This is a genomic window from Acinetobacter higginsii (genome assembly GCF_000369525.1).
Taxonomy (GTDB): domain Bacteria; phylum Pseudomonadota; class Gammaproteobacteria; order Pseudomonadales; family Moraxellaceae; genus Acinetobacter; species Acinetobacter higginsii.
In genome coordinates this window covers 1,065,810-1,091,388 of sequence record NZ_KB850072.1, presented here as the reverse complement: position 1 = coordinate 1,091,388, position 25,579 = coordinate 1,065,810, and the positions used below count along the sequence as shown (strand labels likewise).

At 42.6% G+C, this 25,579-nt stretch carries 23 protein-coding genes; 5 read left to right on the top strand and 18 right to left on the bottom strand.

All coding sequences use genetic code 11. The annotated features are described in order from the left end of the window. Positions 1 to 6 precede the first annotated feature (6 nt). The 4 genes from F902_RS11085 to ybaK all read right to left on the bottom strand — a co-directional run bounded on the left by F902_RS11085 (position 7) and on the right by ybaK (position 5,882). Entirely contained in the window at positions 7 to 1,824 is a 1,818-nt protein-coding gene (locus F902_RS11085; protein ID WP_005203471.1) for an IucA/IucC family protein, read from the bottom strand. Continuing rightward, positions 1,821 to 3,302, bottom strand: coding sequence for a lysine N(6)-hydroxylase/L-ornithine N(5)-oxygenase family protein (locus F902_RS11080; RefSeq protein WP_005203469.1), 1,482 nt, complete (start codon positions 3,300 to 3,302; stop codon positions 1,821 to 1,823). Before F902_RS11080 ends, F902_RS11085 begins: the two co-directional genes overlap by 4 nt. Next, complete coding sequence (locus F902_RS11075) at positions 3,295 to 5,079, bottom strand: IucA/IucC family protein (protein WP_005203467.1); 1,785 nt, start codon at positions 5,077 to 5,079, stop codon at positions 3,295 to 3,297. Before F902_RS11075 ends, F902_RS11080 begins: the two co-directional genes overlap by 8 nt. A 338-nt stretch (positions 5,080 to 5,417) precedes the next feature. Further along, complete coding sequence (ybaK, locus tag F902_RS11070) at positions 5,418 to 5,882, bottom strand: Cys-tRNA(Pro) deacylase (protein ID WP_004807326.1); 465 nt, start codon at positions 5,880 to 5,882, stop codon at positions 5,418 to 5,420. A gap of 165 nt (positions 5,883 to 6,047) precedes the next feature. Between ybaK and F902_RS11065 the strand changes: the two genes are divergently transcribed. After that, positions 6,048 to 6,353 carry a hypothetical protein gene (locus tag F902_RS11065; protein WP_004807329.1) on the top strand — a complete coding sequence of 102 codons (306 nt, stop codon included), beginning with the start codon at positions 6,048 to 6,050 and terminating at the stop codon, positions 6,351 to 6,353. A gap of 183 nt (positions 6,354 to 6,536) precedes the next feature. Continuing rightward, a complete protein-coding gene (locus tag F902_RS11060) occupies positions 6,537 to 7,913 on the top strand; it encodes an ABC1 kinase family protein (protein WP_005203464.1) in 1,377 nt (458 codons plus the stop codon). Between the two features lie 74 nt (positions 7,914 to 7,987). Here the strand turns inward: F902_RS11060 and pobA are convergent, their stop codons facing one another. Next, positions 7,988 to 9,199 carry a 4-hydroxybenzoate 3-monooxygenase gene (gene pobA / locus F902_RS11055; protein WP_005203455.1) on the bottom strand — a complete coding sequence of 404 codons (1,212 nt, stop codon included), beginning with the start codon at positions 9,197 to 9,199 and terminating at the stop codon, positions 7,988 to 7,990. A gap of 139 nt (positions 9,200 to 9,338) precedes the next feature. Between pobA and pobR the strand changes: the two genes are divergently transcribed. Continuing rightward, positions 9,339 to 10,154, top strand: a complete 816-nt coding sequence (pobR, locus tag F902_RS11050; protein WP_005203453.1) for an IclR family transcriptional regulator PobR — start codon at positions 9,339 to 9,341, stop codon at positions 10,152 to 10,154. A gap of 55 nt (positions 10,155 to 10,209) precedes the next feature. Here the strand turns inward: pobR and F902_RS11045 are convergent, their stop codons facing one another. The 13 genes from F902_RS11045 to paaA all read right to left on the bottom strand — a co-directional run bounded on the left by F902_RS11045 (position 10,210) and on the right by paaA (position 22,802). Then, complete coding sequence (locus F902_RS11045; protein WP_005203451.1) at positions 10,210 to 11,664, bottom strand: benzaldehyde dehydrogenase; 1,455 nt, start codon at positions 11,662 to 11,664, stop codon at positions 10,210 to 10,212. 214 nt (positions 11,665 to 11,878) lie between these two features. Next, positions 11,879 to 12,481, bottom strand: coding sequence for a DapH/DapD/GlmU-related protein (locus tag F902_RS11040; protein ID WP_005203449.1), 603 nt, complete (start codon positions 12,479 to 12,481; stop codon positions 11,879 to 11,881). Next, positions 12,468 to 13,427 carry a PaaX family transcriptional regulator gene (locus F902_RS11035; RefSeq protein WP_005203446.1) on the bottom strand — a complete coding sequence of 320 codons (960 nt, stop codon included), beginning with the start codon at positions 13,425 to 13,427 and terminating at the stop codon, positions 12,468 to 12,470. The genes F902_RS11040 and F902_RS11035 overlap by 14 nt, the downstream gene beginning before the upstream one ends. Before the next feature lie 62 nt (positions 13,428 to 13,489). Further along, the gene (gene paaK / locus F902_RS11030; RefSeq protein WP_005203444.1) at positions 13,490 to 14,779 is read right to left on the bottom strand and encodes a phenylacetate--CoA ligase PaaK; all 1,290 of its coding nucleotides are present in this window, start codon (positions 14,777 to 14,779) and stop codon (positions 13,490 to 13,492) included. Positions 14,780 to 14,826: 47 nt separating this feature from the next. After that, positions 14,827 to 16,038 (bottom strand): 3-oxoadipyl-CoA thiolase, encoded by a 1,212-nt coding sequence (gene pcaF / locus F902_RS11025; protein WP_005203442.1) that lies wholly within the window; start codon positions 16,036 to 16,038, stop codon positions 14,827 to 14,829. 12 nt (positions 16,039 to 16,050) lie between these two features. Further along, positions 16,051 to 17,589 carry a 3-hydroxyacyl-CoA dehydrogenase gene (locus F902_RS11020; RefSeq protein WP_005203440.1) on the bottom strand — a complete coding sequence of 513 codons (1,539 nt, stop codon included), beginning with the start codon at positions 17,587 to 17,589 and terminating at the stop codon, positions 16,051 to 16,053. Between the two features lie 2 nt (positions 17,590 to 17,591). Continuing rightward, the gene (gene paaG / locus F902_RS11015) at positions 17,592 to 18,383 is read right to left on the bottom strand and encodes a 2-(1,2-epoxy-1,2-dihydrophenyl)acetyl-CoA isomerase PaaG (protein ID WP_005203438.1); all 792 of its coding nucleotides are present in this window, start codon (positions 18,381 to 18,383) and stop codon (positions 17,592 to 17,594) included. Beyond that, positions 18,383 to 19,156: an enoyl-CoA hydratase-related protein gene (locus tag F902_RS11010; protein ID WP_005203436.1), complete on the bottom strand. Its 774-nt coding sequence runs from the start codon at positions 19,154 to 19,156 to the stop codon at positions 18,383 to 18,385. Before F902_RS11010 ends, paaG begins: the two co-directional genes overlap by 1 nt. A gap of 13 nt (positions 19,157 to 19,169) precedes the next feature. After that, positions 19,170 to 20,231, bottom strand: a complete 1,062-nt coding sequence (gene paaE / locus F902_RS11005; protein ID WP_005203434.1) for a 1,2-phenylacetyl-CoA epoxidase subunit PaaE — start codon at positions 20,229 to 20,231, stop codon at positions 19,170 to 19,172. 23 nt (positions 20,232 to 20,254) lie between these two features. Then, positions 20,255 to 20,755: a 1,2-phenylacetyl-CoA epoxidase subunit PaaD gene (gene paaD / locus F902_RS11000; protein ID WP_005203432.1), complete on the bottom strand. Its 501-nt coding sequence runs from the start codon at positions 20,753 to 20,755 to the stop codon at positions 20,255 to 20,257. Between the two features lie 16 nt (positions 20,756 to 20,771). After that, positions 20,772 to 21,527 (bottom strand): 1,2-phenylacetyl-CoA epoxidase subunit PaaC, encoded by a 756-nt coding sequence (gene paaC, locus F902_RS10995; protein WP_005203431.1) that lies wholly within the window; start codon positions 21,525 to 21,527, stop codon positions 20,772 to 20,774. A 12-nt stretch (positions 21,528 to 21,539) separates the two neighbouring features. Continuing rightward, entirely contained in the window at positions 21,540 to 21,830 is a 291-nt protein-coding gene (gene paaB, locus F902_RS10990) for a 1,2-phenylacetyl-CoA epoxidase subunit PaaB (RefSeq protein WP_005203429.1), read from the bottom strand. Between the two features lie 33 nt (positions 21,831 to 21,863). Beyond that, a complete protein-coding gene (gene paaA / locus F902_RS10985) occupies positions 21,864 to 22,802 on the bottom strand; it encodes a 1,2-phenylacetyl-CoA epoxidase subunit PaaA (RefSeq protein ID WP_005203427.1) in 939 nt (312 codons plus the stop codon). A gap of 266 nt (positions 22,803 to 23,068) precedes the next feature. Here paaA and paaZ point away from each other — a divergent pair, with 266 nt between their 5' ends. Both paaZ and F902_RS10975 read left to right on the top strand, forming a co-directional pair. Then, complete coding sequence (gene paaZ / locus F902_RS10980) at positions 23,069 to 25,171, top strand: phenylacetic acid degradation bifunctional protein PaaZ (RefSeq protein ID WP_005203426.1); 2,103 nt, start codon at positions 23,069 to 23,071, stop codon at positions 25,169 to 25,171. Between the two features lie 75 nt (positions 25,172 to 25,246). Beyond that, on the top strand, positions 25,247 to 25,537 hold the full coding sequence (locus tag F902_RS10975; protein WP_005203424.1) for a DUF1330 domain-containing protein: 291 nt from the start codon (positions 25,247 to 25,249) through the stop codon (positions 25,535 to 25,537). Positions 25,538 to 25,579 lie beyond the last annotated feature (42 nt).

Sequence of the window (25,579 nt, the reverse complement as noted above, 5' to 3'; positions counted from 1 at the left end):
AAAGACTTAACCCGCTTTAGATTCAGCTTGTTGAGCTGACCATTCAGCCAATGTTTCAGGGCTCACGGGATTTGCAATTGGATCAAGGAAAACAGGCACCGGACGTTCTGCTTCATCGTTATAACTGGTGGTAAATAAACGAACACGGTTTAAACAAATTTTGGTGTACGTTGGGCGCAGCATGGCAAATTTTTCAGCTCGCTCAGCCAATTCTGGATGTTGTTGGTTAAACGCAACAATGGTGTTGGAAATGGTCTGCCAGAAATCGAGTTCTGAATATTCAGGATAGTCTTGTAGGAACACATTACAGATATAACGGTAATGCACCATAAATAGACCTGTGAAAATGAAATGACTTAAATCTGTCGCTTCGTGACGTAATAACAAACCGCCTTCAGATGGCAATTGAGCCAATTCAGGGAAATCCTCATCCACTAAATTGATGTCATCAATGAAGTCTTTTAATACCAATGCTTTTGGCACACCATTTTCATGTACCAACATGGTGTTTTCGCCATGCGGTGAAAAAGCCAAGCCGTAGCGATACAGGCAAAGCAATAACGGACTGAGGCAGACTTGTGCAAATTGTGCTAACCAAGCCAGAGGACTCAAACCAGACGCTTGAATCAGTACACTTAGGATCGATTGACCTGAAATATCTCGGTGTAATAGTGCTGCTTGAGAAAGCACTTGTTGTGATGGATCAACATAGCGATCGATACTTTCACGCCACAAACAACCAAACAATTCTTTAAATTGATAAGGTGCACCTTCAATTCGGTCAAAACAAGGCTGATGAATGGTTAAGGTCGCCACTTCACCCAAGAAAATCACTCCAGTTTTTTGTAGGTCTTGATCTTGCTGATGGATTTGCTTTAACCATCCAGTTACAGCTGGGGCTGCTAGATTACGTTTTGATGGGAGTCCACGATAAACAGCGGTATTGAAAATACTTACAGGCAGTTTAATGTAATGACGTTGTAGGTTTGATGTGTTGCATAATGTCCGAATAGACTGCATTGGCACATAGCTGTCTTGGCTAATGTTCAGCTCAATAATTTTTTGGTCGACAATTTCATTGGCATAAGTTGGAACCAGCCACTGATGCCATTGCCAAGCATGTACAGGAATCAAAAAGTAATTTTGCGGATCTAAATTCTTTTCTTTCAAAATTTGGATGAACTGTTGCAGCTCATTGGCATCAAATTCATGTTGATATAAACCACAAGCATCCCACTGCTTTGTACTACGGAACTCAGCCAAATCACGATGTACGGCCAACCATAATACTTTGACTTCTGGTGATAGCTCTGGTGCAGCACTTAAATAATCGTCATAACCAAAGCCCATGCGGCCTTTGCTCATAATCAACCAAGGGTGACCACGTAGCATGCCTTCAACTTTATAGTGCGGTTCAGTCAGCACGGCTGTGCTTGGTAAACGCGCTTCATTAAATAAATGCGCTTCTGCCAACCAAGTATTATTCATTTCCTTAATCAAATACGCTTTGGTGAATGGCTTTACGTTTGCCTTGTCAGACATTGCGACAATAAACTCATGTAAATTCCAAGCAGGCTGATCACTGTGCTGACCGTTGCTTACATCACGTACTGAGCCTTCCTGAATATTCCAGTGTCCAAGCAAATATGGGTGGCCTTGGAATTCATAATGACGATTGCCTAAATCTAACTGATAACGTCCTGTTGATAAGGCTTTAACTTCAATAATTTCTTCATATAGAAACTCTGCAATCGCCATTTCAATGAGACGCTGTCCAGCGGCACGCCATTGCTGCTGATTAATTTTTAAAGTTGCAAAGTTCATATCAATTTCTCATAAGTTGAATGTACAGACACAGTTTGTGTACGTGTATTTGCACAACGACTACCTGCATGCGTTGTAATCGTGCTCTGTTCTGTTTTCTTTAAAATAGACTGGTTTTGGCTCACAGCTTTTTCAGAAACACCCTCGACTGAAAGTGCTTGGTCATCTGCCATTTGGATTTTAGGATTCTGATTGAGCTCAAAATGCTGGAAGGTCTGCGCCTGCTGATCGAGTTCATAAAGCGACTCACCAAGCAACTGGTTAATAATCGTCGCTGCACGATAAGCGCCAAGCCCTAAGTCTGGTGTACCGACCCCATGGCTATGCATTTCCTGATTCTGGACAAAAATATGACCATTTAGATGATGTACAACACGATAGTCTTCAGTGATTTGCCAACGCTGTTTATGATCAAATTCAATATAAGGTTTCAGCAACTGCATAAAACCAAAATCAGGGGTAAAGTAACCTGTTGCAGCAACCAGGAAATCACAATCTAAATGGAAAGCCTGTGTCGTGGCACGATGTTGGAAATGCAGTCGAATTTTTTGCGTATCTAAGACTTCTACATCTTTCAAATCACATTGGCTATGTAAATGTGTCTGCAAACTTTGACCCGCAATGCTACGGTGATAAAGTTTTTGATAGATTTCACGGATGGTCTTTGCACTAATGCCCTTGTATAACAAAGACTGCTGCTGCAATTGTTGCTCTTTCTTTTCAGCTGGCAAAGCATAAAAATGCTGTGCATAGTCTGGGCTAAAATGTTCCAGCCCCAATGGTGCATATTCCATTGGAAAGAAGCCCTGAGAACGAGTAAACCAGTGTAGGTCGAACTGATGATTGGCTGTATCTTGCTGCTCATCAAACAGATCAATAAAGACTTCGGCTGCGGATTGTCCTGAACCAAGTACCACAACATCGCCGTGTAAATCTGTATCGGCATGCGTCATATATTGTGCAGAATGCAGACATTTTTGTGGTTGCTGTTGCTGCACTTTGGCCAAGCATTCAGGCAAGTAAGGCACATTACCGCTTCCGATAACCAGATGACGGCATAAATAACTGTGCTGAACACCCTCCGATTCCACCACAACTTTAAAGCCAATGGTTTGAGGTTCGATCTTCAAAACACGAGATTGATATTCGATACAATCAAGTTGTTCTGCAACCCATTGACAGTAATGGTTATACTCACAACGTGGAATATGCGGTTGTTCTAAAAAGTAAAATTTATATAAACGTTGCTGATGGCGCAGATAATTCAAAAAGCTAAATGGGCTGGTTGGATCAACCATTGAGACCAGATCCGCCATGAACGGCACTTGCAATACCGTATTGGGTAACTGCATTCCTGCATGCCAGTCAAACTGGGCTTTCTGCTCAAAAATTGCATAGTTCAGTGTGCTTTTATTATGCAGCAGGCTGGCCAGACTCAGATTAAATGGCCCTAGACCAATTCCAATAAAATCAAGCATAACTGACATCCTTCTGTGAAATACGCAGCGGATTTGGCAGTTCGACATAGACAGATTGGTTCTCGACAGGCGCAATCAGCTCATCTAATTCATGTAAACGTGTGAGCAAATTACCTTTATAAGGCAAGGTTGCATTGAACAATAATCCCTGTAATAAGGTACTGTCTGGATATTGCTGTAATTGTTCCTGCAAGAAACTTGTTAGATGCCCAAGTAATTCATCTTCAGTAATATAGCCTGTTGCGCCAATCGCATTGATAATGCCGAACAAGGTATTGCCAAAGAAATAATAACTAAAACGTTCATCCACGAAATCTTTAGGCCCGACGGCAAACGCTTTTTCTTTCAGCTCAGGCAGCGCTTGCAGAATTTCGATTGCAAACTCTTCGATATAATAAAAACCTTGGTTATCACGTAGCCATAAGCTTTTTGGGAAATGATTTTCTAACTCCAACAGCACATTTTGCTGATGTGATTCAAATGCCATGCCATGGCGATGATAGACATACATCAACGGTTGCAAACTGACTTCAAGGAAACGATTAAACCAATCCAAAGCAATTTCTGAGAAATCGGTTTCATGATGTGCTTTTGCAATTTTTGCGAATAAAGCATTAAAACGATTTAGAGGTTTATTTGGATGATCCTGACATAAGGATGCAATACAAGTGACTTGCTGTTGAGGATGGAATGGCTGATCGCGGAAAATACAGATACTTTCGTTCACCACCTCATCATCAATTTTCAAAGCAATCCATGCTGGATCATTCACTGCTTTTAAGCTTGGGCAATGCTTTAAAATATTCTGACCAAATTCACTGTGCCATAGACGATGAGTGAGTTCACCACGGTGGCATTCTTTCGCTAAATTGACTCGAATAGAGTTGGTAATCATCACCGAAAGCGATGGTTTTACCATCCACGGCGCATTAAAACTCGCCAGTGTTCGGATCGAAGTGGTTGGAGAAAATTGCCAGCCTCGTAAGCCAACATCAATTAACTGTCCCGTTTGTTTTAAACGTTCAAACCAAGGCTTACTTTGCAAATAGCGGGCTTGCCAAGGATGTAATGGGAGTAATTTATATGCTGTGTGGGTCTTGAGCAGATTGAGATCATTTTCAGACAAATACCACTGTAACGCTGTTTTTAATTGAGCTGAAATACTTTCATCCGTAGCGCTGCCTTCTGAGATATAGTCCTGATGAACCAGCCAATAATGTAGTTGCGTCTTGCCTTTATGTTCAGGTGAAAACTTTAACCAGTCTTCATGTACAAAACCTGTTCTACTTTTTGGCGCTGGATGCATGCTATGCCCTAGAATCAGTGCCTGTTCGGTTTCAATAAAATTCTGGCCTGCTTTTACCAAGTCGTCGAAATCAGCTTCGCGCTGCGCTAAAAACTGTTGTAATGCATCACGGCTTTGAATCCACTTCTCCAACAAAGAAGCTGCATCTAATGGAATAGATGACTCAAAAACCAGTTCCTCAAGCAATAACCCGACAATTGCAACAGTACTAAATGGTTTGACTTGTCCATGGATAATAATTTGTGGAAGATCTGCTAAACGATGTCGCCCGACTCGACTGACATAAGATAAAGGGAAATTACATTGCGCTTGAATAGAATGGATAGGGATTGATAACAGCGTCAAACCTTGGCTAAACGCTTGTTGTTGTGGACTTTGCTGACTGTTATCTAGCAAGTGACCTTTGCCAGTTTCTTGCGTATATGCATTGACGAAATGTTGCATCGCCAACCGATTGGCAAGTGATTGCATCTGACGGTATCCTCTTTCAAGAGAGTTAATTTGTTTTTCGAAATGTTTTAGGCCTGAAACACATCTTAAGCACAAGGGAGTTTGCGATTAAGATAGAACTAATGATAATTATTATCATTTACTATTTCAATTCCATAAAAGAACCTGAAAAATGCGATCTAATTTATTGAATTAATTTGTTTTAAATATTAATTTAGCTTAATAAAGATACAAAAAGATAATAATAATTCTCATTAAATAAAATGATAACTTTTTAATTGCTAATTGCTTTTGTAGATTCTTAAAAAATTAGATATAACAATAATTTATAAAAAACATTGTCTGTAAAAATTATTTTTCTAGTCTAAAACATCAAAAAAATCAGCACTCAGTAATTTTGCGAGGTCCTGTGGATTAAGACCAATATCCAATCCCCGTTTCCCACCACTGACATAAATTTTATTGAATGTTTTCGCCGTCGCATCAATGACCGTCTTTAGACGTTTTTTTTGTCCTAATGGACTAATCCCCCCGACAAGATAACCGGTCAAGCGCTCCGCATCTTTAGGATTGGCCATTTGTAGTTTCTTACAGCCTACTGCTGTCGCCACTTTTTTTAGATTAAGTTGATGGTGCACAGGTAAGATTGCAATGAAATAATTCTTTTCATCGGTCACCATTAAGGTTTTAAAAACTTCTTCCACCTTTAAGTTGAGTTTTTCTGCAGCTTCTAACCCGAAACTTTTTGCATTCACATCATGTTCATATTCATGAATAGAAAATTGTATTTTATTTTTTTCCAATAGTTTACAAGCAGGTGTCATAACAATTCTGTATTTTTGTCTAATGTTGGTCGTGTGATAAGTGTAGCATTTTTAAATAAACGTTTAAATTTGCTTAGGCTATTTTTGATATAAATCTATTCTTGATAAATACTCTAACAACCTCATATATTGGCTAACGGTGAAATAAACAGGCTCAATGGTTATATGAGTTATAAGCATAATAATTTGATGGCGATGCGTCAGAATTATTGGGATGATGAATCATCCAGCACAGTACAAGCTGAAAAACAATTTCTCAGAGAGATACTTGTTAAAGAAGGCGTTTTCAAAGATGCGACTTTAGACGACACCAAGTATTTTTTCTTTACGCTGCCAAGTATTATTATCGTTAAAGCGTATGCAGTTGGGTTTCACCACAGTCAAGTAAAACAGATGCTAGTGAAACATATTCACAGCAATCGTGCTGCGTTGATGAGGAAATCTTCACTTAAGATTCAGTTTAAAATTTAGAACATTTGTATAGTAAATAGCAAATTTCTACTTAGGCTATTTTTATGAAGATACCCTATTGCACAAATTTAGACTGATAATTCAAGAGATTGAACTATTTTAATACGTTCAAAAGCGGTAATATCCGCTACAATTCAAGTCTCGGCTTTCAACCCTCCGATTTCAGCATAGGACTTTTCTTTCATGTCAGATCAGAACGATAAGCTTAAGAATCTAAAAACCTCATCGGTGGATCGTCGCTTATCTATTGCAAAAGCTTCTCTACTTGCTGGAACACGCTGGGCGACAGCAAGTGCCACTTCTATATTCTCGAGCGAAGAAGAAAAAGAGAAGAAACGAAAAAAGGCCATGGCTGAGCAGGCACACTATTTAGTTTCTGAAATTGGTAAATTAAAAGGTTCAATTGTTAAGATTGGACAAATGATGGCTTTATACGGTGAACATTTTTTACCTGAAGAAATCACACAAGCATTAAATACCCTCAACAACCAAACCGTTGCACTGGCTTGGCCTGCAATTAAAACGCACTTACAAGATCAATTGGGCTCTAAACTCGATGAACTTACGATTGATCATGAGCCAATTGGAACAGCATCACTTGCTCAAGTACATCGTGCTACACGTAAGTCAGATGGTTTAGAGCTGGTCCTAAAAATACAGTATCCTGGTGTTGCTGAAGCCATTGATTCTGACATGAATCTGTTTAAGAACATGCTGAAACTGACACGTATGGTGCCTCAAACCCGTGAGTTTGATCAGTGGTTCGATGAAGTTCGTGAGATGATGCATCGTGAAGTCGATTATGGCATTGAGGCGGCAACCACACGTCGTTTTGCTGAACGCTTGAAAGATGATCCGCGTTATGTAGTACCTGAAATTATTGAGGAATTTTGCGCTGAAAAAGTGTTGTGTATGACCTTTGAGCGTGGCGTACCAGTCAATAGTCCAGTGATGCTTTCCCTGCCCCAAGAGCGTCGCAACCAACTCGGTGAAGCGTCTTTAGAAATTGCGGTACGTGAGCTATTTGAATGGGGTGAAATGCAGACCGACCCGAACTTTGGTAATTACTTGGTTCGTTTAGGTAATGGTGATGACGTTAAAGATAAAATCGTGCTCCTCGATTTTGGTGCGATTCGACAATTCGACAATAACTTGCTCACGGTTGCACGCAATCTGATCCATGCGGGTTATGACCATGATAAGAATGCCATGGTCAAAGCCATGACAGGTTATGAATTCTTTGATGCCATGCCTGAAAATGTTAAACCAGGTATGGCAGATGTTTTCCTGATTGCAACAGAAGCATTTAGCTGCCCGAGTAACAATCCTGATATGCCAGCTGGTATTATGGATGATCAGGACCGTTATGACTGGAAAAAGAGCCAATTGCATAATCGAGTGATGCAACAGGCTGGTCAATCGATGGCTTCACGCTATTTCTCGGTTCCACCTAAAGAGTTTATGTTCATTAGCCGTAAATTTATTGGTGCTTATACTTTTATGACCGTGATTGATGCGAAAACCAATGTACGGAAAATGATTCCGCAGTTTGCTGAATAACTTACCTATGCTGTATTTAAAAGGCCTGTCTAACTGATTAGACAGGCCTTTTTTATTTGCTTTACAGAACCGACTTAGGCACGAACTTCTTCAGTACTATTTTTTATTTCATAAGGCAAGCCGACATAATTTTCTGCCAAAGTCGTCTTGCCCGCCGTAGAGCCAAGAATATAGCTAAGTTCGGCTTGTTTAATCTTATGTTCAAACTCACTTTCTGTTTCAAAGCGATGCAACAAATGCGTCATCCACCAAGAAAAACGCTCGGCCTTCCAGACCCGTTGTAAACATTTTTCTGAATATTCCTGAATGCCCTGATCTGAACCTTCGACATAATATTCAATCAATGCCCTGGAGAGATAAGCAATATCTGAGGCTGCCAGATTCAATCCTTTTGCGCCCGTTGGCGGGACAATATGTGCCGCATCACCTGCTAAAAACAGCTTGCCGAAGCGCATCGGTTCAGTCACAAAACTGCGTAGCGGTGCAATACTTTTTTCGATCGATGAACCTGTTACCAACTTTTCTCGGCTTTCAGCATCTAAACGCAATTTCAGCTCTTCCCAAAATCTCTCATCTGACCAATCTTCAACTCGATCATTAAGCGGCACTTGCAAGTAATAACGGCTACGTGTTTCTGAACGCATACTGCATAAAGCAAAACCACGTTCTGATTGGACGTAAATCAATTCATCGGCTACAGGTGGTACATCGGCTAACACGCCTAACCAGCCAAATGGATACACTTTTTCATACGTCTTGATTTTATCCTGAGGCACACTGGCTCGGCATATTCCATGATAGCCATCACAGCCTGCAATAAAGTCACAGTGAATTTTAAATACCTGCCCTTGATGTTCAAATTGCACTTTAGGTGTCTGATAAAAATCGCTAACCTGTACATTGTGTGCTTCATAAAATGATTTAAGTTGTGCGGCCTCACGTGCCATCATCAAATCTTTGGTCACTTCTGTTTGACCATAAACTGTGACTTGCTTTCCACCTGTCAATGCAGATAAATCAACACGGTGCTTCTGCCCATTGGTAAGTATTTCAATGCCTGAATGTGGCAATCCTTTCTCTTTTAAATGTTGATCTACACCGGCCTGCTTAAGTAAATCCACCGAGACTTGTTCCAAGATGCCAGCACGTATTCGCGAAGCGACATAATCTGTACTACGTTGTTCAATAATAATATGCTCAATACCTGCTTGATATAAAAGCTGCCCAAGTAGCAATCCAGCTGGACCTGCACCAATAATCGCAACCTGCGTTGTTAAAATTTCCATGACATCTTCCTTGTGATCTCCTGTCATTTAACTTACTGCTTTTAAGTTGTGTACACGATATAGCCAAGTCGAAAAGAACCGATTATCATTTCATTTGTCCGAATAGCGGACAAAACATCACAATAACAGGAATGGAAGCATGGTTAAGGTTGATGCTGTGTTAGAACACCCCAATTCGCATGAACAGATTCGTCAGGAAGACTACATTGCAGGCTTAGCAAAGGGTTTAGTTTTACTGGAGGCTTTTGGGGTTGATCGACAACGTTTAAATGTCACTCAAGTGGCTGAACGGACTGGAATTAGCCGAACTGCAGCACGGCGTTATCTTAAAACTTTAAAATACTTAGGCTATTTAGACACAGATGAACATTATTATTGGCTCACCCATCGTGTGTTACGTTTCTCAAGTTCTTATTTAAGTTCAGCACACTTGCCTAAAATTGCCCAATCCTTCCTTAATCTTTTATCTGCACAAACGTCATTAACCTTTTCCCTGGTGGTCTTAGATGATAACGAGGTGGTGCCGATCGCCCGTAGCTATCTGCCTCAACAAGATAATCTCAGGGTGAGCCCTTATGGCATGCATTTAGGCAATCGTCTACCTGCACACGCAACGTCAACAGGGAAAGTCTTATTGGCTGCCCAATCAGAGACAGCTCAACACGACTGGATTAAAAGATTTGGTTTAAAACGTTTAACCCCTTTTACAATAACGGATGAAAATAAGTTCTTTGAGGTGCTGAAAGGTATTTCACAAGCAGATTATTGCCTCTCTAAAGAAGAACATGAACTCGGTGTCATCGCAATTGCAGTACCTGTGATCAATGCTCAAGGAAAAGCGATTGCCGCTGTAAACTGCATGTCACAGACCAATCGTGTACAAGAGGATTATTTAGTGCAACAGATTTTACCGCTACTACGCAACACCGCCAATGAACTGCGTAATGTGATTTAGCAGCATTTGTCCCTAAAGTTTTAGGGACAAATCACAAGGAGTTTGTTAACCCTACTTAAAATGGATAATGTGGCGCTTGCGCTTGAATAGTCATCCACTGCCATTGAGTGAATTCATCCGCATTTGCAGGACCACCAATCCGTGAAGCATTGCCTGATGCACCAAAGCCGCCAAAAGGATTCACTGTTTCATCATTTACGGTTTGATCATTGATATGCAATAAACCTACATTCAATTGTTGGCCAAGCTGCATGCCGCGCCCAACATTTGCAGTAATAATCCCCGCTGAAAGCCCATAGTCACCATCATTTGCAAGTTCAATTGCCTGTTCATCGGTGCTAAAAGGAATCAGAACAGCAACAGGACCGAAAATCTCTTCTGTAAAAATCGGATTGTCTTGTGTTACATCAGCTAAGACCGTTGGCTCAAAGAAAACCCCTTTCGCCTGCCCACCGAATTCTAGTTTTGCACCATGCGCAATTGCATCCTTAACCAGCTGTTCGACCCGTTGCGATTGCTTGGCATTAATCAGTGGGCCAATCGTGACATCATTTTGCAAAGGATTACCCACCACAAAATCTTTAACCTTCTCAAGCACACGTTGTTTGACTTGAGGATAAATCTTCTCCTGAATCAGGATTTTTCCAGAAGTCATACAGATTTGACCCGAATGCAAAAAAGCACCCCACGCGATATTCTCTGCTGCAAGCTCAATATCGGCATCGTCCAGAACAATCAGTGAGTTTTTGCCACCTAACTCAAGCGATACTTTTTTCAGTGTTTTAGCCGCATTGGCACCCACAATACGACCTACATGGGTTGAACCAGTAAACTGGATACTGGCAATATTTTTATCCAAGGTCAGGGCCTCACCCACTTCAGCACCACCAGGCAGTACATGTAATAGTCCTTGTGGTAAACCAGCCAATTCAAAAATACGGGCAATTGCATAACCGCTACAGACTGCAGTGCGTTCATCAGGTTTCAAGACCACCGCATTTCCAAGCGCTAAGGCTGGTGCAACCGCACGTAGCGCAAGATATAAAGGAAAATTAAACGGCGAAATCACACCAACGACACCTAAAGGCACTCGCTTGGCTAAACTCAGTTTACCTGCCGTAGTTGGCAATAATGTGCCCTGATCAGCTGCTGGTAATCCAATACAATGCTTTAATACCTGTATCGAGATATTAACCTCAAAACCTGCTTTTAATTGTAACGAACCACTTTCTTTCACCAGCCACTCGATAATTTCAGCCTGATGCTCCGTTAGGATCTGAACTGCGCGCTCAAAAACTACCTGACGCTCTTGATAACTAAGCGCCCACCATTGCTTTTGTGAAATCTTGGATTGCTGAGCTGCATCGACCACATCGGATGTATCTGCATATCCAATCTGCCCTAAGGACTCACCAGTCGCAACTTCAACCACTTGATAACCGTTTTTGGCAGATTGCCATGTACCACGAAATAATTTTTGATCCCAAATTTCTTTTGTTAAAATAGACATCATTAACCTCGTTGTATTTCCTTAAATAAAGTATTCACTTTTAGGCGGGTTTACATCCAAAAATGTACTGGCAAATACTTGCCTGTATTTTTCTGACGAAGAAGTAGAAAAACTTACACTCCATCATCAACTAATATTTAAAAACAAACTGTTGCTTTTTGATGTCTTGTTATCGCGGATGTTCAAAAGAAATTGATCAGCTCAAATGGTCTATTTAGGCCGTTGTTGGCTTGATTTGGTGATCAGACTGAAAATCTTGATAGGTCTTACGATCATGTGAATTTTCAATAAAAGGCAGGACTTCTATCATGCTGTTTAAACAACGCTGTGCAAGCTCAATATATTCTTGAGTGCCCTTTATTTTCCATGCGCGTTCTTGTTCTGTTAAATCTCGCACAACTTTTGCTGGGCTTCCCATTGCCAGTACATTGGCCGGAATTTGATCTTTGGTTTTGACCAAACTATTTGCGCCAATTATGCTATTTTCACCAATCTCGGCATAATCCAAAATGACGCTATTCATACCAATCAGCACATTTTTACCGATACGGCAACCATGTAAAGTCGCAGCATGACCAATATGTCCCATTTCTTCAACAAGGGTAATACTTTGCGGAAAACCATGAATGATGCAACTGTCCTGTACATTGGCATTTTCTTTGATATGGATACGGCCAAAATCCGCACGCAATGAGGCAAATGGCCCAATATAAACCCCAGCTTCAATAATCACATCACCAATTAAAACCGCAGTGGGATGAACAAATGCACTGGGGTGAACCACAGGAACCACCCCATCAATGCTATAGCAAGGCATGACTCAATCTCTCATTACTTTGGGTTAAGCCGCCAAAACGACGCCAGAACGGTGCAGTCGCATTTGGCATTGGCCCTTCCGATGTTGCCGCAACCGATAAGAAATAGTCATCAGCCGCTTCAAAGACTTTTTTGTAAATGTTCATGGATAATGTACGGGCATTGACTGCAGGCCAGTCCGCCGATAATAGTTCTAAGGGCAATGCAGGATCTTTCAGTAAAATACGACGATAGTAATGAATCAATAAGGTCCGAATCTGGAAGGCTTGAATCGGTTCAATATTTTCGTCATCCTGCATCAAAATCACGCCAATCTCCCGAAACATATCCAGAAATTGCAGATAACGTTGACGTAACTCATCAATCGGCCAATTGGTTTCTAACATACGGCCAATCGTTTCGGTTGAGTTATTAAACAGCTGTAAGGTCTCAGCCTTAAACACCACCACCTGTTCACTCATATTTAAGTCAACCAACAGCTTTTGTAGCTGCAAGCGGTTTGAACCTGGATAAGCCATCAGATTGGTAGAAATATTAGCAAAACCCAACCATTCCAGTTCTTTCTTTAAAAATGCCTTATTGTCTGTATCCAAACTCGACATCAAAATCAGGTCCCAAGAATGATCCCACTCTTTCATCTGATCATTATAAATCCGTTGCTCAGCCTGCAAATATTTGGAACGACTGGCATCGGTAATGCGGTAGAAACTGGTCCTGCCAATTTTATCTGAACCAAGCCAATCACTTTTAACCAAACGAAAAACAGAAGTTCGTACAGCACGATCATTAAAATCAAACAACTCCATTAACTGAATCAAGCTGGCAAGACTGATATTTCCACCTCGATGCAGCACTGAATCGCCAAAAATAGTCGAAATCAATGAGGTACCACTTAAGGGTTCATTCTGAATGATTGAATCAATAATTTGCTGTAACTTTACACTCATACTTTTATCTTGGCATTTAGATTCAGGATATAGGGAATACTATACCCTGAATGATTATAATGTTAAGCAATCTGACGCATATCAATGACGCGTTTTGCTTTACCTTCAGAACGTGGCAAGGTCAATTCATTCACCACTTCCACCGTAACAGAAATCCCAATCATGGTTTTAATCCGCTGCATCAACTGTTGAGCCAATTGCTGCGCCTGCTTGTCACAGTTATGGCACATTTCGGTACGGATATGCAAAGTATCCATATGCCCTTTCTTTGCCACCAGAATTTCATAATTCGGTACCAGACTCGGCACTTGTAAAATCTGTTCTTCGATCTGTGTCGGGAATACATTGACACCGCGAATAATCAACATGTCGTCACTACGCCCTACAATTTTATCCATACGGCGCATGGCAAGATTCTGACCTGCCAATAAACGGGTTAAATCGCGGGTACGATAGCGGATAATCGGCAAACCTTCTTTGGTGATGGTGGTGAATACCAGTTCACCCAATTCACCATCTTTACACACTTCACCCGTTTCAGGATGAATGATCTCAGGATAAAAATGGTCTTCCCAAATGGTTAGTCCTTCACCTTCGCCCAAACACTGCATCGCAACCCCTGGCCCCATAATCTCCGATAAACCATAAATATCCAGCGCTTTGATATTCAAACGTTCTTCGATTTCACGGCGTAACTCGTTGGTCCAAGGCTCAGCACCAAAAATCCCAACTTTTAACGAGGTATTACGGGCACTGCCTAATTGCTGCTCCAGTTTTTCAATAATGCTGACACAATATGATGGCGTCACCATAATTGCCGTCGGTTTAAAATCCTGAATCAGTTGCACCTGTTTTTCCGTCTGCCCACCTGACATTGGAATCACGGTTGCACCTAAGCGTTCAGCGCCATAATGTGCGCCTAAACCACCTGTGAACAGACCATAACCATAGGCGACCTGAATCATATCTTTGGCACTTAGACCTGCCATACGCAGGCAACGTGCTACGATATCCGACCAAGTATGGATATCTTTTTGGGTATAGCCAACGACAGTTGGTTTCCCTGTGGTACCTGAAGAGGCATGTAAACGAACAATCTGCTCCTGTGGCACTGCAAACATACCAAAGGGATAGTTATCTCTTAAATCCTGTTTAGTGGTAAATGGAAACTTGGCCAGATCATCCAAGTTGACGAAATCATCAGGATGTACACCTGCATCGTCAAACTTTTTCTTATAGACAGGGCTATTGGCATAAACATATGTCAAGGTGTCTTTTAAGCGTTTGGTTTGTAGCGCTCGTAACTCCGCAAGCGTCATTTTTTCTACATCTTGTGTTATCAGGCTATCCACTGCCGTCTCTCCTATGTCGTTATATTATTCGAACCGTTTCAATTGCTTTAAGCTAAATTTTCTAAGATCAGGGCGACACCTTGCCCAACACCAACACACATGGTGCACAGTGCATATTTCCCTTGGCGTCTTTTTAGTTCTCTGGTGGCAGTCATCACCAAACGTGTCCCGCTCATCCCGAGTGGATGACCCAATGCAATTGCACCACCATTCGGGTTGACACGAGCATCATCATCCTTGAGACCTAACTCACGCATACAGGCCAATGACTGTGCTGCAAAAGCTTCGTTCAGCTCAATCACATCCATTTGATCTAAACTGAGGCCCGTTTGTTTTAATAGTTTTTGTACCGCAGGCACTGGGCCAATACCCATATATTTCGGTTCAACACCAGCACTGGCCATCGCCACCACACGTGCTAATGGGGTTAAACCATGGATATCTGCAAACTGACGATTGGTCAGCAACACACAAGCCGAACCATCGTTCACTCCCGAAGCATTACCCGCCGTCACCGAGCCACCTTCTTTACGGAACGGTGCTTTCAATTTTGCAAGACTCTCTAGACTGGTATCTGCACGTGGGTGTTCATCCTGTGAAAAGACAGTAATATTTTTTTTACGATCAGTCAGTTCGACAGGTAAAATTTCCCCCTCAAAAAAGCCAGCTTGTTGTGCCGCTGCCACTTTTTGTTGGCTACGAATCGCAAACGTATCCTGATCTTGTCGGCTAATCTGGTATTTCTCAGCCACATTTTCAGCTGTTTCGGGCATGCTGTCGGTGCCATGGTCAGCTTTCATTTTTTTATTGACGAAGCGCCAACCAATGGTGGTATCAAATATTTCAGGGCTACGACCAAAAGCCTCGGTTGGCTTGGCTTGAACAAAGGGTGCCCGACTCATTGACTCGACCCCGCCCGCCAATACAAATTGTGACTCGCCAGCCTTAATCGAACGTGCCGCCAATCCGACAGCATCTAAACCAGATGCACAGAGACGGTTCACCGTCATTGCAGGAACTGCCTCAGGTAAACCCGCCAATAAGGTTGCCATACGTGCCACATTACGGTTATCTTCACCCGCTTGATTGGCACAGCCCAAATAGACTTCATCTAAATCTTGCCAAGGTAGATGCGCATGTTTTTCTTTTAAATGTTTGATTGGCAATGCCGCAAGATCATCAGTACGCACCGAACTCAATGACCCTGCATAACGTCCAATTGGGGTACGAATAAAATCACAAATTAAAACGTCTTCCATGATCGCTCCTGCTTATGCACATTCTGTTAAATTTTTTGAATAGTCGGCAATCACACTTTGCTGCTTTGCCATGTATTGTTTGAGATAAAGACTTGCACGATATTTTTCTTCGCCGTAGATGGCATATAAATTGTTTAGCGTTGCCAAGACGTATTCAGCGCCCAATTGCATCATCCATTGATACGGCCCTTTAGGATAATTGACACCATATCTCATGGCATTATCAATATCTTCCATAGTGGCAATCCCATGCAGACTGGCCTCACAGGCTTCATTGATCAACAAGACAATGGTACGTAAAGTTAACAGTGCAGGATGATCGCTAATCCAAAGTACCTTGATCTGTTGTTGAGCAAAAAATGCATCGATTTTTGCCAGATCATCAGCTTGGCATAACGTGTTATGACTCAGCACCACAGCTTGTGCCTGAGTAAAGTCATGATGCCAATCCATCAATACGGTTTTACGATTTGGATAATCGATATTGGCAGATTCTCCTTGACTTAGACGCAAATCAACATCATCAATTTGGATGATATTGTCATTGCTTGCTAAAGCATGACTTAGGCCCAGACGTTCTAATACATGCGGACATTGAGCCCATGCACCTTTGACTTGAACATCAGCATGAAAAGACGGCTTAGTAATAAACTGAGGCTGAAAAGTCACATACTGATTTTTATCATCATAGCGATAAAAGCCTTGCTTTGATTTACGTCCCCATGTACCCGCATCCACCAATTCTTTCTGAATCAGGCTTGGGCGATAACGCGGCTCATAAAAGAAAGCCTCATAAACACTCTGGGTAACTGAAAAGTTGACATCTTGCCCAATCAAATCGGTTAACTCACACGGTCCCATCGCAAAACCACCACACTGCTTTAAGGCGTAATCCAGTTGCTCATAGGTTGTGACCTGTTCTTGCAAGGCGCGAAAAGCTTCTGCATAAAAAGGACGGGCAATACGATTGACGATAAAGCCTGGAGTAGATTTGGTTAACACAGAAATTTTTTTCCAAGCCAGCATTAAGACTTTTAAGGCCTGACATAAATCAATTGGCGTTTTTAAGCCTTGTACAATCTCCACCAATTTCATCACTGGTGCAGGATTAAAGAAATGCAGTCCAACCACACGCTCAGGATGCGGAATAGCAGATGCAATTGCTGTCACTGAAATAGATGAGGTATTGGTGGCTAAAATAGTTTGGTCGTTACAAATCGTCGCCAACTGCTTAAACAAAGCCTGTTTCACTTCCAACTTTTCAACTACCGCTTCTATGACTAAATCAACATTTGCCAATGCCTCGATTTGATCAGCAATCCTCAAACGTGAAAGTGCTTGCTGTGCCTGCTCATAGGTCATCTTGCCTTTTTCTGTCAACTTCGCGAAGGTCTGATGCAATCCATCAACCGCCTGCTGGGTCTTTTCACGGTCAAGATCGTAGAGAAAAGTCGAATGACCATTGATCATTGCCAATTGGGCAATCCCAATTCCCATGGTGCCCGAGCCAATCACGGCAATTTGGGCATGGGATAAATCGAAACTGATCATGCTTAACGCCCCTGAAAATTTGGCTCACGCTTATTCATAAAGGCTTGGACGCCTTCACGATAATCTTCCGAACGCCCAGCAATACGCTGAAAATCTCGTTCCAAGTGCATCTGTTCGTCAAAACTATGGTTACTGGATTGATGCATGGCTTTTTTGATCAGCGACAGGCCAAAAGTCGGTTGCTTGGCGAGTCGTTCAGCCAGTTCTGTGACCTTAGTTTTCAATTCGCTATCTTCAGCTACATCCCAGATCATGCCCCATTCTTTCGCTGTTTCAGCAGGCAATTTATCACCCAGCAACGCCAGCCCCATGGCACGCGCATGGCCTACAGCACGCGGCAAGAACCAAGTTCCACCTGAGTCAGGTACTAAGCCTAAACGACAGAAGGCCTGTACAAAGTTGGCAGATTTAGCTGCAATCACCAGATCACAGGCCAAGGCAATATTGGCACCTGCGCCTGCAGCTACTCCGTTCACCGCACAAATCACAGGCTTCGGCATATTCACAATAGTTCTAATCAACGGGTTATAGTAAGTTTCGATCGAGTAACCCAAATCAGGTGCTGCAGCATTTGGATCAACCACACGATCGCCAAGATCTTGACCAGCACAGAAACCACGGCCTTCGCCACTGATCACGATACAACGAACCTCTTGTTTTTTAGCCCATAGATTCAGAACTTCGGCCACCTCACGGTGCATCTCGACGTTAAAGCTATTCAATGCTTGGGGACGATTAAAGGTTAAATAACCCACCGCATTTTTTTCTTCCACGATAATATTTTTATAGTCCATTACTCACCTCTAAAGATTGGTTTTCTTTTTTCAAAGAATGCATGAATGCCTTCGTTTCGATCTTTGGTTGCTGCCAACCAGACAAAATTTTGTCGTTCTGATTTCAGTCCTTGACTCAATGTGGTTTCATGAATACTTTTAATTGATTGCTTGATCACCCGAATTGCCAAAGGCGCTTGTTTGGCAATGTTGCTTGCCAATTGAATCGCATATTCCACGGTCAGTGCTGTTGGCACCACTTCACTACAAATCCCATGTTGCTGTGCTTGCTTGGCTGAGATCATTTCCCCTGTCATCGCCCAGCGCATGGTCAATTGCTGCCCCACCAGACGTGCTAAACGTTGAGTACCACCTGCACCGGGTAACATGCCTAGGCCAATCTCAGGCAAGGCAAATTTGGCATTGTCACCACAAATCACCATATCCGAATGCAACACCAGCTCAAAGCCCGCACCCAAGGCATAACCATTCACAGCAGCGATGATGGGTTTAGTAAAACTGTCAATCTTCTGCCATAGCGTTGGACGGATATCGAGCTGTAAAGCTACGGCATCCATTTCTGCCAATTCGTTCAGATCTGCACCCGCAGCAAAGCAATTGCGATTGCCCGTCAGTACAACCACTTTCACCTCAGGATTCTGTTCTGCTTGTTCCAATAGCTCACATAGACCCTGTAAAGTGGCATTATTCAACGCATTGCGTTTTTCTGGACGGTTTAAGCTGAGCAGCATGACCCCATCTATTGGCGTTTCAACCTGAATCAAGGTTTGCATGACGATCTCACCTCTACTCATCAAAGCTCAAACGTACATTTGCGCCTTTCGGTAAAGTCTGGCAGCTCAGCACATAGCCTTTTTCGACTTCATCATCTTCAAGGCTATAGTTCAGGAACATATCCACCTCACCTGAAAGCACCTTGCAGCGACAGGTGGCGCAGACCCCACCCTTACAGGCATAGGGCAAATCCGCACCTGCACGTAATGCGGCATCTAGGATACTTTCATCGTCTTGAGACACTGACACGATCAACTCTCGCCCATCGAGTACAATGTTGACTTTTTCTTCTTTACGGTTGGCATCAACTTCCGCAGAACGTTTGCGGACATGCCCTGTATTAAAACGTTCCGTGTGAATCTTCTCTTTAGTCACACCATACACAGGAAACAGGCGTTCAACCGTGTCCATCATTTCGTCGGGGCCGCAGGCAAATACATGATCAAAGTTGGGTTCTAATACCTCATATTCAAATAACTGCTTGAGCTTGTCTTCATCAATCCGGCCATTCAGTAACTCACTGTCATTGAATTCACGTGAGAAAATATTAATCAGCTGAAAGCGTTCTTTAAACTGGTCTTTTAAATCCATAATCTGCTCGGCAAACATGGTTTGTTTCCAAGAACGATTGCCATACAGCAAAGTAAAGTTTGCCGAGTTTTGCTCAAATAACACCTGTTTGATGATGGAAAGAATCGGGGTAATACCACTTCCAGCGGCAATCCCTAAATAAGCTTGCCCACCTGTTCTGGCTGCTTTCTGAAAAAATACGCCTTGTGGTGGCATCACTTCCAGTACATCACCCACTTTTAAATGTTCATTGGCCCAATGGGAAAACTGGCCCTGATCAATCTTTTTCACCGCAATACTGATATCTTCTTTTGGCGCATAACTACAGATTGAGTAGCAACGGCGAATTTCCCCGGCTTCGGTTAAATGGCGAATCGTCAGATGCTGGCCTGGTTGAAATTGGAACTGTTCTTGCTGTTCTGGGACCAGATCAAAAGCAATACAGATCGCCTGATCGGTCTGAGGTGTAATTGTTTTTACTTTTAATGGAATAAATTGGCTCATGGCTGATTTCCTTATCCAAGGCTTTAAATACATTTAAAATAATCAAAGGGTTCAAGGCAGTCCCGACATTTGTACAGTGCTTTGCAGGCAGTTGAACTAAACTCGGTCAACAATCGAGTGTCGCGGCTTTTACAGTGCGGACACACCACACCATCGCTCAGATGCACATGCGTTCCGCATAGCTGTGCAGTCCCTTCTGGTGGTGCAATCCCATAGGCTTGCAGCTTCTGCTTACCTGCATCCGACATCCAGTCCGTGGTCCATGCATCTGATAAATCAATCATGACTCTTGCAGGGATCAAATCCTCCGCTGCCAATGCTTCGACGATCTGTGCTTTTAATAAGTCAGTGGCTGGACAACCGCTATAGGTCGGGGTCAATCGAACAATAATTTCTTGTTGTTCATTCAACTCCACACCACGAATCATGCCCAGATCTACAACGGACAGTACTGGAATTTCTGGGTCACTGACGTTTTGTAAAACATCCCAGCATTGGTCAATACAATGGCGAATCATTTGCATGGCGATACTCCTTGTGTTACCAAGTCATCTCAGGATAACTACGTTGAATCGATTGCATTTCAGCCAACAAATATCCTAGGTGTTCAGTATGTAAGCCTTGTTTGGCCCCACGGCGGTAAGCACCGTTCACAGGAATACTCAGTTCAAAGCGCTTCAATTCCGCGGTAACGGTTTGCTCCCATTGCGCTTTTTCAGTAGAAAAATCAGCAATGATGCCTAGCTCAACCAGTGTCTGTTCTTCCGCAGTCAATTCGAACAGTTCAGCGCTAAAACGCCATAAATTGTCTAATGCCTGTTGCACACGTTGATGTGCTTCTGCGGTACTGAGACTCAGACGCTCCATCCAGCTGGTGGAGAAACGAATATGGTACTTGGCTTCTTTTAAAGATTTCACCGCCAATGCAGCGACTTCTGGCGTTGCGGATTGAGTTAAAGCGGTTAATAACAACACATGGTAATGATCCATCAACCACTGACGCACGATGGTCTGTGCAAAATCACCATTCGGTTGTTCACATAGCAATAAATTGAAAAACTCACGTTCATTGCGGAAATAGGCCAGTTGATCTTCATCACGTTTTTCAGCTTCGTATTGTCCTGCCAAAGTCAGAAAATTTCGGGATTGCCCCAGTAAATCCAGACCAATATTGGCCAAAGCAATATCAATTTCCAGCTCTGGCGCATGACCGCACCATTCAGCCAAACGTTGCGCCAATACCAGTTGGCTATCACCGATATGTAATAAGAATTTAGACAAAGCGATATTATTCATTTGCATACTCCCTTACATGTGCTCAATGCCATCAGGAATATGATAGAAGGTCGGATGACGATAGACTTTGTCCAATGCAGGTTCAAAAAACTCCGATTTTTCATCAGGCTGTGATGATTTGATCAGTTCTGAACGCACCACCCAAATGCTGATGCCTTCATTACGGCGGGTATAGACATCACGTGCATGTTGCAGTGCAATTTCGTCATCTGGTGCTCTTAAACTGCCAACATGGCGGTGACTTAAACCTTGTTTACTGCGCACAAACACTTCATAAAGCGACCAGTTGTTATTATTTTCCATTACGTTATCCTCAAATTTTTCCCTAAATTTTGCTTAAGCAACTTTGCCGACTTGGGCTTGCTGCTTTTTGGCATACACCACAGCAGCATCACGTACCCACTTGCCATTTTCCCAAGCCTTACGACGTGCTTCGATCCGTTCATGATTACAAGGCCCACGACCCGCAATCACCTCATTGAATTCCTGCCAGTCAATCTCGCCATAGCTGTAATGGCCAGTTGCTTCATTCCACTGCAAATCAGCATCTGGCACAGTTAAACCAAGCTGCAACACTTGTGGCACAGTGTTATCGACAAACTTCTGGCGCAATTCATCATTACTAAAGCGTTTGATTCCCCATGCCATGCTTTGTGCACTATTAGGAGAATGATCATCACTTGGGCCAAACATCATCAATGCAGGCCACCAGAAACGATTCACCGCATCCTGTGCCATTTGTTTTTGTTCGGGTGAACCAGCAGCCAATGCCATCATGGCTTCAAAACCTTGACGTTGATGGAAACTTTCTTCTTTGCAAATCCGCACCATGGCACGCGCATAAGGACCATAAGAGGTACGGCATAAAGCCACCTGATTCACAATCGCAGCACCATCCACCAGCCAACCAATCGCCGCGACATCGGCCCAACTCATGGTTGGATAATTGAAAATCGATGAGTATTTCATTTTTCCATCAATCAATTTTTCCATCATCTCATCACGGTCCGCACCCAAGGTTTCTGCGGCACTGTAGAGGTAAAGTCCATGCCCTGCCTCATCCTGAACTTTTGCCAATAACACGGCTTTACGTTTCAAGGTCGGTGCACGGGTAATCCAGTTACCTTCTGGGAGCATACCGACAATTTCTGAATGACCGTGTTGTCCAATCTGACGAATCAAGGTTTTGCGATATGCTTCTGGCATTTCATCTTTGGCTTCAATGGTGATGTCATTGGCGATATTGTGCTCAAATTTCTGATACTTATTTTCCATTTGTAGATTCCCTTGAGAATTCCATCCATGAATCTATTTTTCGATACACAAAAAATAAAGTCAATCAATATTTTTGTATCAAATCAAAATCAACTACCAAATTCAGATTAAGAAATTGTTTTAATTGCATTTAATAAAGTTATTAAAAATTAATTTGGATTTTTAAAACAAATTAAGATTGACTTTTAGCTCAATCAGGATGAAATTATGAATCATATTTTAAATATTTTTATAATTGATGTATCACATAAAAATGGAGTTTGATCATGCTTGAACAAGCACAGCAAGAAGAAATCGCCAAGGACAATGAAGACCAAGGTTCGAGTCAGCAACTGCTACAGCTAGCATCCTATGTCTATGCAACGTGGCACTCAAGCCATCAAGATCGACGTACGGTTGTACATGCCATTACTGGCGAGCCAATCTATAGTGTCAGCAGTCACGGCATCGACATGCAGCAAGTGGTCAAATATTCCAAGCAGAATGGTACCGAGCTGGCAAACTGGACTTTTCATCAACGAGCCAATGCCTTAAAACAAATCGCACAGCATTTACTTGAGCACAAAGAAGATTTTTATCAGCTTGCCTATGCAACGGGTGCAACACGAAAAGATGCATGGATTGATATCGAAGGCGGTATTCAAACCTTATTTGCTTATTCAAGTCTGGTACGCCGTGAACTCAATGATGAAAAAATTATTACGGAAGACAGTTGGATTCAACTTTCAAAAAATGGCACTTTTGGCGCCAAGCATATTCTCAGTCCTAAAGCGGGTGTGGCAGTTCATATCAATGCCTTTAACTTCCCAATTTGGGGTATGCTGGAAAAAATTGCACCGACGTTATTGGCGGGTGTGCCTTGTATCGTCAAGCCAGCCACTGATGGCGCTCAACTAACTCAAGCCGTGGTTGCAGCCATTATCTCGACTGGAATCCTACCCAAAGGTTCTCTACAACTGATTTGCGGACAAATTGACGATTTGTTTGATTACTTGGGACCTCAAGACTGCGTGACCTTTACTGGCTCTGCCTATACTGGGCAAAAGCTTCGCAACCATCCCCATCTGAACAAATATTCAATTCCATTTAGTATGGAAGCTGATTCAGTAAACAGTGCGATCCTCAGCCCTGAAGCAGATGAAGCCACGATTGATCTGTTTGTACGTGAAGTGTTTCGTGAAATGACCACCAAAGCAGGACAAAAATGTACCGCGATTCGTCGTGCCTTTGTACCACAAGCACTTCTTGAACAAGTTCAGCAAAAACTGAGTGCTAAACTGGCAAAAGTTGTGGTTGGTGATCCACAAAAACAAGACACCACCATGGGTGCACTCGCCAGTCCAAAACAAAAACTGGATGTAGCGGCTAAAGTTGCTGAACTGGCGAAAGAAGCCAAAATTGTATTTGGTGACGAGACAACGTTTAAAATCAATGCTGAGCATCCTGATAAAGGTGCATTCTTCCCACCGACCTTGTTACTGTGTGAGCAACCACTACAGGCAAACTTGGTACATACCACTGAAGCTTTTGGCCCTGTGTGTACTTTGATGCCGTATCAATCAATCGACCAACTTGCCGATCTTGTGGCTCGTGGTGAAGGTAGTCTGGTTGCCTCTGTGGTAAAGAATGGGGATGAGAATATCGAACTAATCATTCAAAAAATTGCGCCATGGCATGGTCGTGTTCATATTCTGGATGAAGAATCAGCCAAAGAAAGTACAGGTCATGGTTCACCACTGCCTCATCTCGTTCACGGCGGCCCAGGCCGTGCTGGTGGCGGTGAAGAACTGGGGGGCATTCGCGCAGTCAAACACTATATGCAGCGTACTGCGATTCAAGGTTCACCGAACAGCCTCACTCAAGTGACACATTCATGGACCGCGGGTGCAAACATCAAGCAAGACCGCGTCCATCCTTTCAAAAAGGATTTTGATGAACTGGTCATTGGTGAGCGTTTATTGACCGCACGTCGTACCGTGACTGAAGCCGATATCGTCAATTTTGCCTGTCTCAGTGGCGACTATTTTTATGCGCATACCGATAAAATCGCTGCAGCGGATTCTTTCTTCGGGGAGCGTGTGGCGCATGGTTATTTCATCGTTTCAGCAGCAGCAGGTTTATTTGTCGATGCTGCTCAAGGCCCTGTGATTGCCAACTATGGCATGGATAATTTACGTTTTGTTGAGCCTGTGAAAATTGGTGATTCGATTCGTGTTGAACTCACCTGCAAACAGAAAACCCCTAAACCGCAAAAAGATCCATCTCAACCTGAACATGGTGTGGTGGTTTGGGATATCAAAGTCAAAAATCAGCGTGATGAACTGGTCGCAACTTATGATATTTTAACTTTGGTTGCCCGCGCAGCTTAATACATGAGCGTTGATGGATATGGCATCGTATCCATCAACAAATCAAAACTTAGCCTCTATCAATCAGGAAAGCCAATGAGTGCCTATATCATTCTGATTCGTAAAGAACTCAAAAATAAAGATGAGATGAAAACCTATACATCTTTAGCACGCCAAGCGAGCCAAGGTTTTGCAGCTGAACCGATTGTGTTTTATGGTCAATCGATTGCATTCGAAAATATCGAAAGCGACGGCGTTGCCATCATTAAATTCAGCAGTATGCAGGAAGCACAGAATTGGTATCACAGCGATGCCTATCAACAGGCCAAAAAACACCGAGATTTGGCAGGCGAATATATGGTGATTTTGACAGAAGGTTTAGACTAATCCCATAACTAAATAAATCACAGATTCAACAGACTGAATGAC

Bases quoted from the DNA above. Each gene is read 5' to 3' on its own strand.
- F902_RS11085 (WP_005203471.1), bottom strand. From the start codon at position 1,824: ATGAACTTTGCAACTTTAAAAATTAATCAGCAGCAATGGCGTGCCGCT.
- F902_RS11080 (WP_005203469.1), bottom strand. From the start codon at position 3,302: ATGCTTGATTTTATTGGAATTGGTCTAGGGCCATTTAATCTGAGTCTG.
- F902_RS11075 (WP_005203467.1), bottom strand. From the start codon at position 5,079: ATGCAATCACTTGCCAATCGGTTGGCGATGCAACATTTCGTCAATGCA.
- ybaK (WP_004807326.1), bottom strand. From the start codon at position 5,882: ATGACACCTGCTTGTAAACTATTGGAAAAAAATAAAATACAATTTTCT.
- F902_RS11065 (WP_004807329.1), top strand. From the start codon at position 6,048: ATGAGTTATAAGCATAATAATTTGATGGCGATGCGTCAGAATTATTGG.
- F902_RS11060 (WP_005203464.1), top strand. From the start codon at position 6,537: ATGTCAGATCAGAACGATAAGCTTAAGAATCTAAAAACCTCATCGGTG.
- pobA (WP_005203455.1), bottom strand. From the start codon at position 9,199: ATGGAAATTTTAACAACGCAGGTTGCGATTATTGGTGCAGGTCCAGCT.
- pobR (WP_005203453.1), top strand. From the start codon at position 9,339: ATGGTTAAGGTTGATGCTGTGTTAGAACACCCCAATTCGCATGAACAG.
- F902_RS11045 (WP_005203451.1), bottom strand. From the start codon at position 11,664: ATGTCTATTTTAACAAAAGAAATTTGGGATCAAAAATTATTTCGTGGT.
- F902_RS11040 (WP_005203449.1), bottom strand. From the start codon at position 12,481: ATGCCTTGCTATAGCATTGATGGGGTGGTTCCTGTGGTTCACCCCAGT.
- F902_RS11035 (WP_005203446.1), bottom strand. From the start codon at position 13,427: ATGAGTGTAAAGTTACAGCAAATTATTGATTCAATCATTCAGAATGAA.
- pcaF (WP_005203442.1), bottom strand. From the start codon at position 16,038: ATGGAAGACGTTTTAATTTGTGATTTTATTCGTACCCCAATTGGACGT.
- F902_RS11020 (WP_005203440.1), bottom strand. From the start codon at position 17,589: ATGATCAGTTTCGATTTATCCCATGCCCAAATTGCCGTGATTGGCTCG.
- paaG (WP_005203438.1), bottom strand. From the start codon at position 18,383: ATGGACTATAAAAATATTATCGTGGAAGAAAAAAATGCGGTGGGTTAT.
- F902_RS11010 (WP_005203436.1), bottom strand. From the start codon at position 19,156: ATGCAAACCTTGATTCAGGTTGAAACGCCAATAGATGGGGTCATGCTG.
- paaE (WP_005203434.1), bottom strand. From the start codon at position 20,231: ATGAGCCAATTTATTCCATTAAAAGTAAAAACAATTACACCTCAGACC.
- paaD (WP_005203432.1), bottom strand. From the start codon at position 20,755: ATGCAAATGATTCGCCATTGTATTGACCAATGCTGGGATGTTTTACAA.
- paaC (WP_005203431.1), bottom strand. From the start codon at position 21,527: ATGAATAATATCGCTTTGTCTAAATTCTTATTACATATCGGTGATAGC.
- paaB (WP_005203429.1), bottom strand. From the start codon at position 21,830: ATGGAAAATAATAACAACTGGTCGCTTTATGAAGTGTTTGTGCGCAGT.
- paaA (WP_005203427.1), bottom strand. From the start codon at position 22,802: ATGGAAAATAAGTATCAGAAATTTGAGCACAATATCGCCAATGACATC.
- paaZ (WP_005203426.1), top strand. From the start codon at position 23,069: ATGCTTGAACAAGCACAGCAAGAAGAAATCGCCAAGGACAATGAAGAC.
- F902_RS10975 (WP_005203424.1), top strand. From the start codon at position 25,247: ATGAGTGCCTATATCATTCTGATTCGTAAAGAACTCAAAAATAAAGAT.